Here is a 13,145-nt window from a genome sequence, read left to right as displayed (position 1 = left end):
TATATATGAAAAAAAATACATTTCTATATATTGTGATCGCAGTGCTTGTCATCGCACTGGCAGGACTTGGGGCACTGAATGTCCGCTCCCTGGACAAGCTTGCATCTCTCCAGACAAAAGTTAACAAGCTGCAGAAAAGTGTGCAGGAGGTTTCTGATTCTGCCGCTGAGCTCAGCAGCAAAGCCGATCAGCTGGATGCTCTTTATCCTGATGATCCTACCGTTTCCAGCGCTGCTGCCGCAGCATCTTCAACTGAGGTCCAGGGTCCTTCCGCACAGGAAGAATCCACAGATACATCTGCAGCCTCCGATTCTTCCGAATCTTCTGGCAGCAAGGACAGTTCTTCTTCCACTCAGGAAGAAGGAACTCTTTCTCCATCCAGCGGAAGCACTTTCACAGACAATTCGGATTCCAGCATGGACAACCTTCTGAATCAGGTACAGTCTCTTCTTCCCACCGATAACGGAACCTGGTCCGTATATGTATGCAATCTTGCAAAAAATACCGAAGGTACCATCAATGATCAGCAGATGCAGGCTGCCAGCCTGATCAAGCTCTATATCATGGGTGCTGTATATGAGGATTATGACAGTCTTTCCTCCAAATACAGCAAGGATCAGCTGGACAATGCACTGAACTCCATGATCACAGTCAGCGACAATGATGCTGCCAATACACTTGTCAATTATCTTGGCGGCGGGGATAACACAGCCGGAATGGCCCGTGTGAATAAATTCTGTCAGGATCACGGATACACCAGCACTTCCATGGGACGTCTTCTTCTTGCAGATAATTCCAATGGGGATAACTACACTTCCGCAAAGGATTGTGGAAAATTTCTGAAGACCATCTATCAGATCGACAAGGGTACTGCTACCGATAACAATGATACTCTGGCAGGAGCCGAATATATGTATCGTCTTCTGAAAATGCAGACCAGGAAAAACAAGATCCCGGCTCAGATGCCTTCCGAGGTAAAGGTTGCCAACAAAACCGGTGAACTGGATCACGTAGAAAACGATGTCGGCATCATCTATGACACTGCAAAGGGGATCGACCTGGTAGTCTGCTTTATGTCACAGGATCTTAACGATACCTCTGCTGCACAGAACACCATCGCACAGGACAGCCGTGCGATCTATGGATACTATAACGAATAACAAAATAACAGACTTACCGGATCGGACAAAAAAAGGATGATGCGTCACCGAAACGCATCATCCTTTTTTCAGTTCTTTTCTTCTCCCTCTTCATAGGATTTTTCCCAAATCTCGGAAAATACTGCCAGCGGACAGTCTGTCAGCAGGCACATCAGAAGAAAGCACTCATATGGATTCACTATGTAGATCTCACTCATTTCGCAGCGGGCCAGGATCTCCTGGATCTCCTCCAGGAAATGGCGGTATCTCGTATACGGATCATCCTCTGCCATCTCCTGAGAGATTACAAAAAACTCCAGCGTGATCAGATCAAACCGCTCCACCGGAAATTTATGGTTCAGGATATTGTTGATCCTCTGGCGGCTGAAGCGCTTCTGGCTGAAATGCTTTGCCAGAATGGATGCGGACATCTTTTTGAGATTTCCCATTTTATTAATGGGGATCCCGCTGCAGATAACCTTTTCCAGATCCGAAGCACTGATATTCTCAGGCTTCCAGATCTTTTTGCCACCGTTTTCTTCCTCATCTTCCTGATACATGGCTGCAATGATCTTCCTTGCCCGCTCCAGAAGGATCATAAATTCCTGAAAAGCCTGGCTCTTCTCTGATTTCGGATCATCATGTCTTCCTTTCAGAAAAGCCAGATATTCCAGAAGCTTTTCTTCACTGTCCAGACAAAGCCCTGTGCCATACACGATCTCTCCGGTCTTTTTTTCCACCGGAGTCATCTGTTTGTAGGTTTCTTTATATTCCTCCGCTTTATAATAGCCAAGATGATTCCGGTAACAATACCAGTAGATCACTTCTTCCGGATTATGAAAATCAAAATCCTGCTCACGAAGCACCCGGGTCAGAAAATCTGAAACATCCTCTGTACTCATCCGAAGTCCGAACCCCAGCAGAAAAACTGTTTCACGCTTCACAGATGCCTGAGTCAGCCAATTATTCACCAGAGAACTCAGCTTGGCTGATGTAGGTGACATGGATTTCGGTGTGTAGGTTTCCTTGAAGGATTCCACAACGATCTCTCTGTAGACTTCCTGCGGCACCTGGGAAAAAGGCTCCTCAAGCTCTGCACGCTCATACACATATCGTTTCAGATAGTCACCAAAGGAAACCAGTTCCATCTCCTTGTAAAGATAATGAAAAATAACATCTGCATCCTCATCCTCAAAGGAATCCAGACTGACAACCTGGCGGAACTTCTGTGCTGCCTTTCTTGTAAATTCAAAGTCCTTCACTGAATCGAAGGCAACTGTCTGTTCAAAATCAAGATCCTGCATTCGATTTCTCATCGCAAATTTTCTCCTTATCCCTTTTCTTACTCCCCGGGTTTATTACCGTCCGGTACTGTGGCGCTCTGCCCAGCGTTTGAGAATATTTTTTTCTTCATAGCCGCTGATCTGTGCAAGGACCAGTGTCACATTATCTCTGCCGCCTCTTTCCAATGCCTGTTCCAGGATCTTACCTACTTTTTCTTCTGCGGTTTCTGTCCCGTCAAGGATCTTCTGAAGCTCCTGATCAGAAAGCATGTCTGTCACTCCATCTGAACAGATCAGATACGAGCTTCCCGGCTGATAACCGATCTCCACGATAGAAGGCTCCAGTGCCATGTTTTCTTCCTGAAAGCCCAGATACTGCGTCAGCGGAGCTTTTCCCAGCATTTTTCCGCCGATCACATGGTCCGTGGAAATCTGCTGGAACTTCCCCTGAAAATGACGGTAGATACGGCTATCCCCAAGGTTGCAGGCATAGATCGCCTTTTCACTGAAAGACAAAAGTGCCATGGTTGTTCCCATGCTTCTGATACCGTTTTCATTGCTGTAGCGACATACTGCCTCATTCATATTTTCGCAGGCTCCTGTCAGAAAAACCACAGGCTCTTTTTTCAAGGTCTTTTTGTTTTCTTCATAGAAGCCTCCCAGCGCTTCCACAGCTGCAGAAGCTGCCATTTCACCGCAGCTTTCTCCGCCCATGCCGTCAAAAACAGCCAGCATTGGAAGCTGCCAGTGCTGTGTATGACCTGCCAGGATTCCGTCAACCCCCTGGTTGTGCACCGGCAGGCGCACTCCGCAGCACCAGAAATTATCCTCATTATTTGTCCTCACCTTTCCGGTGTGACATGTATACGCATAATCAATCTGATAGGCCATTCTTTTTCCTTTCGTAAAAACCCTTCGACATTACTGCTGAAGCTCCACTACAGAATTACTCCAGTATTTGTCTCCCAGTTCTACATATTTGTCGTTATCGCTCTCTTTATCATGAACCTTACCATCTGCATCGATCCATCGGATCAGAAGGCCGTCCTGATAATAAAAATACTGCTTCTCATCTCCGTCCCATACATAAGTATAAAACATCTGCTCGCCCCAGTAAAAATATTCCTCATAAACGCCATCTGCGGAACTGCCGGGATATACAAGTACTTTGGCGATCTCTCCTGATCCATTATAAAAGCGCAGGCGATCCCCCTCTGTACCTTCACGTCTATAGCTGTCCAGAGCATTTTCTATGGTTGTCGCATGGTCACGTATCGTTTCCATTGCCTGTGCGAAACTTTTATCCGAATTGTCTGCAGTACCGAAATTTCCTTTGTTCAGAGCATCAGAATCATCGGAATCTGTATACGAAGGTTCCCCGTTATCCACAGGTTTCCGTATCGTTCGTACCGCAAGGATCCCGCCGATCAGCACAACAAGGATCCCGGCTGTTATAAGCATTCTGAAAATACCTTTCCGTTTCCTTCTGTCATCGTCATTTCCATCATTCTCTGGCACGGATCCTTCCCACTCCTGGAGATTCTGGTCACGGTCGTCTTCCAGATCTGTGATAGAGGTAACTCTGGGCTTTACAGCTCCGGTTTTTCTTATACCGGGATCTGACTGACGGGAACGTCCTGACGGATAACCGGACAGGCTATCCTTTTCGGATGCTGTTTTTCCGGATGCAGATTTCTGAGGCTTCTGTATTGTGCTCTGAGCCTTTGGCGTATTCCGGGCTGCATTTTTTGCTATTTCTCCGGCTATCGGTTTATCCGGCTGTATGGATACCGGCACAGGATTTTTACGTGCCTGACGGATCGCATCCGTATTCAGCTGACTCGTTCTTGCCAGCTGTCTGGCTGCACCCTCCTGAAGAAACTTCGGCATGGACTCCGGAACAGGTCTTTCCTCCACTGGTTTCGGTTTCTCATGAACTCCCTGTTCTCTGTTTGCCGCTCCATACCGGATTTCTTCCAGTGCTTCCCGAAACTTATCAGGAGTCTGATATCGTTCTTTTGCATCATAAGCACAGGCTTTTAAGATAACGGAGCCGAAAGCCTCTCCTGCATCCACAGGGGGTGGCGGTGTTTCGCCTGACATCCTCCTCGTGAGTGCGTTCTCCTTATCTCTGTATGTGATCAGCTGTTTTTCAAGATTCAGAAACGGAAGCCTGTTATGATTCATCAGTTTATATAACACCAGGCCAAGTGCATAAATGTCCACTCTGCTGTCGTACTGTTCTCCCCTGTACATCTCCGGCGCCATATAGGAATAAGTTCCCTTTTTGGAAAGGGTACTCATGGTTTTTTCCAGTTCTCTGGCGATTCCAAAGTCCCCCAGCTTGAAATCCCCGAACCTGGATACAAAAATATTCTCAGGTTTGATATCCCTGTGGATGATGTGAAGCTGCCCACAGTATTCCAGTGATCTGCAAAGATCGATACCCAGCTTCATCACTTCTTTTTCTGTGAGATTTTTTCCCGCATAATATTCCATGAAGCTTGTGAGATATTCCATGCGGATAAAAATATCCCATCCGATCTCGTCCAGATATTCCATCACCTTGTAATCTTCTACAGATACAATATGGGAATTTCCCCGGAAATACTCCATGGTGCTTACTTCCTGAATGCACTCCTCCACCAGATTTTCAAAATAACCGCGGACAGATTTTTCATCACCGGATTCTGAGCGCACACTGTCCAGCTCCCCTTTACTGGCGGGGATTGTGATTATCTTAATTGCCGAGTAAAAAGAACGTCCCTTCTCAGTTCTCTGAGCTTTATACACTCTTCCAAAAGAGCCTTCCCCGATCTTGCTTACGATCTTCCATTCCGGCCACGGGGAAATTGGCAGTTCCTTGTCCATCGCAATCCCTCCTCTCTCAGAAAATCCCTGCTTATAAACAGAAATCTCCCTCCGGATTTCCGGGGGGAGATTTATTTATATTAGCAAGGTATATCGACTTATTCTTCTACCGGTGCAGTTTCCTCTGCTGTCTCTTCAACAGCAATGGTCTCTTCCTCCGGAGCAGTCTCAGTCTTCTCTTCCTCTACGGAAATTTCCTCTGTATCCTCAGGCTCCTCGGAAGCTGTTTTTACCTCCGGCATTCCTGTGTCAAGACTGATCTCACTGTAACGCTTCATACCTGTACCTGCAGGAATCAGCTTACCGATGATAACGTTCTCTTTCAGACCGATCAGCGGATCGATCTTACCTTTGATAGCAGCCTCTGTCAGGACTTTTGTTGTTTCCTGGAAGGATGCTGCTGACAGGAAGGAGTTTGTAGCAAGGGATGCTTTGGTAATACCAAGCATAACCTGTTTGCCCTCTGCCGGCTGTTTGCCCTCTGCCTCAAGTTTCTCGTTAACTTCCTCAACATCAAGGACATCAACAAGTGTTCCTGGCAGGAACTCTGTATCTCCGTTATCCTCGATACGGATCTTCTTCAGCATCTGATGAACGATAACCTCGATATGCTTATCGTTGATCTCAACACCCTGCAGACGATATACACGCTGAACCTCACGAATCATGTAATCCTGAACTGCACGCACACCCTTGATTCTCAGGATATCATGCGGATTTACACTACCTTCTGTCAGCTCATCGCCGGCCTCAAGAACCTGTCCGTCAAGGACTTTGATACGAGAACCGTATGGGATCAGGTAAGTCTTGGAATCGCCTGTCTCCGGATCGTTTACGATGATCTCACGTTTCTTCTTAGTGTCGTTGATCGTGGCAACACCTGGGATCTCTGTGATGATTGCAAGACCCTTCGGCTTTCTTGCCTCAAAAAGCTCCTCGACACGAGGAAGACCCTGTGTGATATCTCCACCGGCAACACCACCGGTATGGAAAGTACGCATGGTCAGCTGTGTACCTGGCTCACCGATAGACTGTGCTGCGATGATACCAACAGACTCACCAACCTGTACCGGCTCACCGGTAGCCATGTTCGCACCATAACATTTTGCGCAGACACCAACCTTGCACTTACAGGAAAGGATGGTACGGATCTTCAGTTTGTCGATCGGTCCGCCTGTCTGGTTGCTTACGCCCTCTTTCATGATACGGGCTGCACGCTTCGGTGTGATCATGTGGTTTGCTTTAACAAGGATTTCTCCATCTTTATTCTTAACTGTCTCACAGGAGAAACGTCCTGTGATACGCTCCTGAAGGCTCTCGATCTCTTCTTTTCCGTCCATGAATCCACGAACGACCATACCGGAGATCTCTGCTCTGTTCTCACAGCAGTCCGCCTCACGAACGATCAGATCCTGGGATACGTCAACAAGTCGTCTTGTCAGGTATCCGGAATCGGCTGTACGAAGAGCGGTATCAGAAAGACCTTTACGAGCTCCATGAGCGGACATGAAGTACTCCAGTACGTCAAGACCTTCACGGAAGTTTGACTTGATCGGGAGCTCGATGGTATGACCGGTTGTATCAGCCATCAGTCCTCGCATTCCGGCAAGCTGTTTGATCTGCTTATCGGAACCACGGGCTCCGGAGTCAGCCATCATGAAGATGTTGTTGTACTTATCAAGACCTGTAAGAAGTGCCTTTGTAAGCTCATCATCGGTCTTCTTCCAGGTATCAACAACCTCTTTGTAACGCTCTTCCTCTGTGATAAGACCACGTTTGTAGTTCTTTGTGATACGGTCAACAGTATCCTGAGCCTGCTTGATCATCTCCGGCTTCTGCGGCGGCACGGTCATATCGGAAATAGATACGGTCATGGCTGCACGTGTGGAGTATTTGTAACCCATAGACTTAACGGAGTCAAGTACCTCGGCTGTCTTTGTTGCACCGTGAGTATTGATAACCTTTTCAAGGATCTGCTTCAGCTGTTTCTTACCTACAAGGAAATCAACCTCAAGAAGCAGTTCGTTTCCAGGTACGCTTCTGTCCACAAATCCAAGGTCCTGCGGAAGGATCTCGTTGAACAGGAAACGTCCCAGTGTGGACTGAACATTGCCGCTTAAAACAGTTCCGTCCGGCATTGTCTTATGACAATGGACAATGATCTTTGTCTGGAGTGTGATGACCTTGTTCTCATATGCAAGAATTGCCTCGTTGACACTCTTAAAGAATTTGCCCTCACCCTTGTTTCCAGGTCTTTCCTGTGTCAGGTAGTAGATACCAAGGACCATATCCTGTGAAGGAACGGCTACAGGACCACCATCTGACGGTTTCAGAAGGTTGTTCGGTGATAACAGAAGGAAACGGCACTCTGCCTGTGCTTCCTGGGAAAGCGGAAGATGTACAGCCATCTGGTCACCATCGAAGTCAGCGTTGAACGCGGTACAAACAAGCGGATGAAGCTTGATCGCCTTACCTTCTACAAGGATCGGCTCGAATGCCTGGATACCCAGACGATGCAGTGTAGGTGCACGGTTCAGCATAACCGGATGCTCCTTAATGACGTCCTCAAGGACATCCCATACTGCCGGCTCAAGCTTCTCTACCATTTTCTTGGCATTTTTGATATTGTGGGAAGTTCCGTTGGCAACAAGCTCTTTCATAACGAAAGGTTTGAACAGCTCGATAGCCATCTCCTTCGGAAGACCACACTGATAGATCTTCAGTTCAGGTCCTACGACGATTACAGAACGTCCGGAATAGTCAACTCGTTTACCGAGAAGGTTCTGACGGAAACGTCCGGATTTACCCTTCAGCATATCGGAAAGGGATTTCAGAGCTCTGTTTCCAGGGCCTGTTACAGGACGTCCGCGGCGTCCGTTATCGATCAGGGCATCTACAGCCTCCTGCAGCATACGCTTCTCATTGCGGACAATGATATCCGGAGCACCAAGCTCCAGAAGTCTTTTCAGACGGTTGTTTCTGTTGATGATCCTTCTGTAAAGATCATTCAGGTCAGATGTTGCAAAACGTCCTCCGTCCAGCTGTACCATAGGACGAAGATCCGGCGGGATAACCGGGATAACGGTCATGATCATCCACTCAGGACGGTTGCCGGACTCACGGAAGGACTCCACAACCTCAAGACGTTTGATGATCCTTGCACGTTTCTGGCCTGTTGCATCCACAAGCTCTGCCTTCAGTTCTTCAGAATCTTTTTCAAGATCGATAGCCTGAAGGAGCTCCATGATGGACTCGGCACCCATACCTACACGGAATCCTTCTCCGTAAGACTCACGTGCTTCCTGGTACTCACGCTCGGTGAGTACCTGTTTGTACATAAGTCCGGAATCTGCAGGATCCAGAACGATATAGTTAGCAAAGTAAAGCACTTTCTCCAGTGTTCTCGGAGAAATATCAAGGATCAGACCCATACGGGACGGAATTCCTTTAAAGTACCAGATATGAGACACCGGAGCTGCAAGCTCGATGTGTCCCATACGCTCTCTACGAACGGCAGATTTGGTTACTTCAACACCGCATCTGTCGCAGACAACGCCTTTATAGCGAATTTTTTTGTACTTTCCACAGTGGCACTCCCAGTCCTTGCTCGGTCCGAAAATCCTTTCACAGAAAAGACCATCCTTCTCAGGCTTCAAGGTTCTGTAGTTGATCGTTTCAGGTTTTAAAACCTCACCGTGTGACCACTCTCTGATCTTCTCAGGGGACGCCAGTCCGATCTTGATGGCATCGAAAGTCATTGGCTGATATGTTTCATTGGCGTTGGTTGTTTCTGCCATGTATTCTTTCCCCTTTCTTATTCCTCATCATCAAAGGACTCTTCAAACTCGATCATATCATCTTCGTCTTCCATGTCCTCATCTTCTTCTACATTGACAAGCTCTTCTCCGCTGAACTCCTGCTTGGTGTAGCCGTGTTTACCGAAGGACTCCTCATCTCTGCGTCCTCTGGAATCGCCCTCGATGACATGACGAAGATCAGTATCTCCGTAATCAGAGGTTTCCATAATGTGTACCTCTGATCCGTCCTCGCTGAGCACACGTACATCCAGACCAAGAGACTGAAGCTCTTTAAGAAGTACCTTAAAGGACTCAGGAATACCTGGCTCAGGAATGTTGTCACCTTTGATGATCGCTTCATAGGTCTTAACACGTCCGATCACATCATCAGACTTCACTGTCAGGATCTCCTGCAGTGTGTAGGAAGCACCATATGCCTCCAGTGCCCAAACCTCCATCTCTCCGAAACGCTGTCCACCGAACTGAGCTTTACCACCCAGAGGCTGCTGTGTTACCAGGGAGTATGGACCCGTGGAACGTGCATGGATCTTATCATCTACCAGATGATGCAGCTTCAGGTAGTGCATGTGACCGATCGTTACAGGGCTGTCGAAGTACTCGCCTGTTCGTCCGTCACGAAGTCTTACCTTACCATCTCTGGAGATCGGAACGCCCTTCCAGAGTGCTCTGTGAGCTTTATTCTCATCGAGATACTGCATAACATCCGGTGCAAGGATGTCTTTATATTTCTCACGGAATTCCTCAAAGTCTTCCGTATTAACGTAATCGTTGGCAAGCTCCAGAGTATCCTGGATATCAACCTCGTTTGCGCCATCGAATACAGGTGTTGCAATATTGAAGCCAAGTGCTTTGGCAGCAAGGCTCAAGTGGATCTCCAGGACCTGTCCGATGTTCATTCGGGAAGGTACACCCAGAGGATTCAGCACGATATCAAGAGGACGTCCGTTTGGAAGGAATGGCATATCCTCAACCGGAAGTACACGGGAAACGACACCCTTGTTACCATGACGACCAGCCATCTTATCACCAACGGAGATCTTTCTCTTCTGTGCAATATAAATACGTACTGCCTGATTTACTCCAGGGCTCAGCTCATCGCCGTTCTCTCTTGTAAATACCTTGGCATCTACGATAATACCATACTCACCGTGCGGTACCTTAAGGGAAGTATCACGTACCTCTCTTGCCTTCTCACCGAAGATAGCACGAAGGAGACGCTCCTCAGCAGTAAGCTCAGTCTCTCCCTTAGGAGTAACCTTACCGACAAGGATATCACCGGCACGTACCTCAGCACCGATACGGATGATACCGCGCTCATCCAGATCCTTCAGAGCGTCATCGCCGACACCCGGAACGTCACGTGTGATCTCTTCCGGTCCCAGCTTGGTATCACGGGATTCTGCCTCATATTCCTCAATATGGACAGATGTATAAACATCATTCTGTACCAGTTTCTCACTAAGAAGAACAGCATCCTCGTAGTTATAACCCTCCCAGGTCATAAATCCGATCAGCGGGTTCTTACCAAGTGCAAGCTCACCATTGGATGTAGACGGGCCATCCGCGATAACCTGTCCTGCCTCAACATGCTCACCTTGGAACACGATCGGTCTCTGGTTGTAGCAGTTGCTCTGGTTGCTTCGCATGAATTTAGTCAGATGATAATCATCTTTTGTTCCGTCATCATTCTTGATAGAGATATCTGTAGATGTGGAACGAAGTACTGTACCTGCTTTTCTTGCAACAACGCATACACCGGAGTCAACAGCTGTCTTGGTCTCCATACCTGTACCAACAACCGGAGCCTCTGTTGTAAGAAGCGGAACGGCCTGACGCTGCATGTTGGATCCCATCAGCGCACGGTTCGCATCATCGTTCTGCAGGAACGGAATCAGGGCTGTAGCAACGGAGAATACCATTCGCGGAGATACATCCATGTAATCGAACATGTGCTGCTCGTACTCCTGTGTCTCCTCGCGGTAACGACCGGAAACGTTCTTATGAATGAAGTGTCCCTCTTCATCCAGCGGCTCATTCGCCTGTGCTACATGGTAATTATCTTCCTCATCCGCTGTCATGTATACAACCTCATCGGTTACACGCGGGTTGGAAGGATCTGTTTTGTCGATCTTTCTGTACGGAGCCTCTACGAAGCCGTACTGATTGATCCTTGCATAGGATGCAAGGGAGTTGATAAGACCGATGTTCGGTCCCTCAGGAGTCTCGATCGGGCACATTCTTCCATAGTGGGAATAATGTACGTCTCGAACCTCGAATCCGGCTCTGTCTCGTGACAGACCGCCAGGTCCCAGTGCGGAAAGTCTTCTCTTGTGAGTCAGCTCTCCAAGCGGGTTGTTCTGATCCATGAACTGTGACAGCTGGGAAGAACCGAAGAACTCTTTTACTGCTGCAGTTACAGGTTTGATATTGATCAGGGACTGCGGAGAAATACTCTCTGTGTCCTGTGTTGTCATTCTCTCACGTACCACACGCTCAAGTCTGGAAAGACCGATGCGGTACTGATTCTGAAGCAACTCACCGACAGCACGGATACGACGGTTGCCCAGGTGGTCGATATCATCATCGTTACCAAGGCCATACTCCAGATGCATATTGTAGTTAATGGACGCAAGGATATCTTCCTTGGTGATGTGTTTCGGGATCAGGTCGTGGATATCACGTTTGATCGCATCACATCTGTCCTCAAATGTGTCATTTTCTTCCAGAATTTTTTCGAGCACTGGGTAGTATACTAATTCTGTAACACCCAGGGACTTCGGATCCTCAAGCTCCGGCAGATAGTGACGGATATCAACCATAAGGCTAGAAAGAACTTTGATCTCTCTCTCCTCACCCTGGATCCATACGTACGGAACTGCGGAATTCTGTAATGTATCAGCAAGCTCTTTTGTAACAAGTGTCTCAGCCTCAGCAAGGATCTCACCTGTTGTTGTATCTACAACATCCTGGGAAAGCTTGTGGCCTACGATACGTTTATTGAAATGAAGCTTCTTATTAAATTTATAACGTCCGACTTTGGCAAGGTCATATCTTCTCGGATCGAAGAACATTGCCATGATCAGGCTCTCTGCGCTCTCTACTGCAAGCGGCTCGCCCGGACGGATCTTCTTATACAGCTCAAGGAGACCTTCCTGATAGTTTGTGGAGGTATCCTTTGTAAAGCTGGCAAGGATCTTTGGCTCTTCACCAAACAGATCGATGATCTCAGCATTGGTTCCAATGCCCAGTGCACGGATCAGAACAGTGATCGGAACCTTTCTTGTTCTGTCTACACGTACATAAAATACATCATTTGAATCTGTCTCGTACTCCAGCCATGCACCTCTGTTCGGAATTACAGTACTGGAAAACAGTCTCTTACCAAGCTTATCATGAGCGATCGCGTAGTAGATTCCAGGGGAACGTACTAACTGGCTGACAATAACACGCTCAGCACCATTGATAACAAAGGTACCCGTAGCTGTCATCAGCGGTAAATCTCCCATGAAAATCTCGTGTTCGTTGATCTCTTCTGTTTCCTTATTGATCAGCCTTACTCGAACCTTCAAAGGTGCGGCATAAGTCACGTCACGTTCTTTACACTGCTCGATGGAATATTTTGCATCTTTTTCATCGTATGTGAAATCGATGAATTCCAGACTGAGCTTTCCGCCGTAATCTGCGATCGGAGAAATATCATCAAATACTTCTTTTAAACCTTCGTCAAGAAACCACTGGTAGGAATCTTTCTGAACTTCGATCAGGTTTGGCATTTCCAGGACTTCTTTTTGTCTCTGGTAGCTCATACGCATGCTTTTTCCAGTTTTTACAGAACGAATTCTGTTTTTTTCCATTGACGTTTCACCCCTGTTTTTTTATTATTTATTACAACATGATCCCGCCTGACCTTTAGGCAGGCATATCTAGCCATAATATAGCATCCTCCACTTTAACATAAGAAAAAAAGTGTGTCAAGCACTTTTTTTGATTTTTTTACATTTTTCAAAAAAAAGATTCTGTTCCTTCTATACATA

At 47.2% G+C, this 13,145-nt stretch carries 6 protein-coding genes; 1 reads left to right on the top strand and 5 read right to left on the bottom strand.

The window, feature by feature from the left end:
• The first annotated feature begins 5 nt into the window (after positions 1-5).
• Positions 6-1,160: a serine hydrolase gene (locus tag NE671_RS12720; protein ID WP_173740512.1), complete on the top strand. Its 1,155-nt coding sequence runs from the start codon at positions 6-8 to the stop codon at positions 1,158-1,160.
• A 68-nt stretch (positions 1,161-1,228) separates the two neighbouring features.
• On the opposite strand, the gene NE671_RS12715 is transcribed toward NE671_RS12720, so the two are convergent.
• From NE671_RS12715 to rpoB, 5 genes are all read right to left on the bottom strand, one after another.
• Positions 1,229-2,455: a hypothetical protein gene (locus tag NE671_RS12715; protein ID WP_015526296.1), complete on the bottom strand. Its 1,227-nt coding sequence runs from the start codon at positions 2,453-2,455 to the stop codon at positions 1,229-1,231.
• Between the two features lie 42 nt (positions 2,456-2,497).
• Entirely contained in the window at positions 2,498-3,313 is an 816-nt protein-coding gene (locus NE671_RS12710) for a PP2C family protein-serine/threonine phosphatase (protein WP_173740510.1), read from the bottom strand.
• A 30-nt stretch (positions 3,314-3,343) separates the two neighbouring features.
• Entirely contained in the window at positions 3,344-5,293 is a 1,950-nt protein-coding gene (locus tag NE671_RS12705; RefSeq protein WP_015526298.1) for a serine/threonine protein kinase, read from the bottom strand.
• Positions 5,294-5,391: 98 nt separating this feature from the next.
• Positions 5,392-9,090 carry a DNA-directed RNA polymerase subunit beta' gene (gene rpoC / locus NE671_RS12700; protein ID WP_015526299.1) on the bottom strand — a complete coding sequence of 1,233 codons (3,699 nt, stop codon included), beginning with the start codon at positions 9,088-9,090 and terminating at the stop codon, positions 5,392-5,394.
• 17 nt (positions 9,091-9,107) lie between these two features.
• Entirely contained in the window at positions 9,108-12,965 is a 3,858-nt protein-coding gene (gene rpoB, locus NE671_RS12695; protein ID WP_021652198.1) for a DNA-directed RNA polymerase subunit beta, read from the bottom strand.
• Positions 12,966-13,145 lie beyond the last annotated feature (180 nt).

Origin of the sequence: Blautia sp. DFI.9.10 (genome assembly GCF_024461705.1) — a bacterium.
GTDB classification, from domain to species: domain Bacteria; phylum Bacillota; class Clostridia; order Lachnospirales; family Lachnospiraceae; genus Blautia_A; species Blautia_A fusiformis.
Note: the sequence above shows the minus strand (reverse complement) of the source record. Positions and strands in the feature narration are given on the sequence as shown.

What these genes read in the sequence shown, in the direction of transcription:
- NE671_RS12720 (WP_173740512.1), top strand. Translation starts at nt 6, where the DNA reads ATGAAAAAAAATACATTTCTATATATTGTGATCGCAGTGCTTGTCATC.
- NE671_RS12715 (WP_015526296.1), bottom strand. Translation starts at nt 2,455, where the DNA reads ATGAGAAATCGAATGCAGGATCTTGATTTTGAACAGACAGTTGCCTTC.
- NE671_RS12710 (WP_173740510.1), bottom strand. Translation starts at nt 3,313, where the DNA reads ATGGCCTATCAGATTGATTATGCGTATACATGTCACACCGGAAAGGTG.
- NE671_RS12705 (WP_015526298.1), bottom strand. Translation starts at nt 5,293, where the DNA reads ATGGACAAGGAACTGCCAATTTCCCCGTGGCCGGAATGGAAGATCGTA.
- rpoC (WP_015526299.1), bottom strand. Translation starts at nt 9,090, where the DNA reads ATGGCAGAAACAACCAACGCCAATGAAACATATCAGCCAATGACTTTC.
- rpoB (WP_021652198.1), bottom strand. Translation starts at nt 12,965, where the DNA reads ATGGAAAAAAACAGAATTCGTTCTGTAAAAACTGGAAAAAGCATGCGT.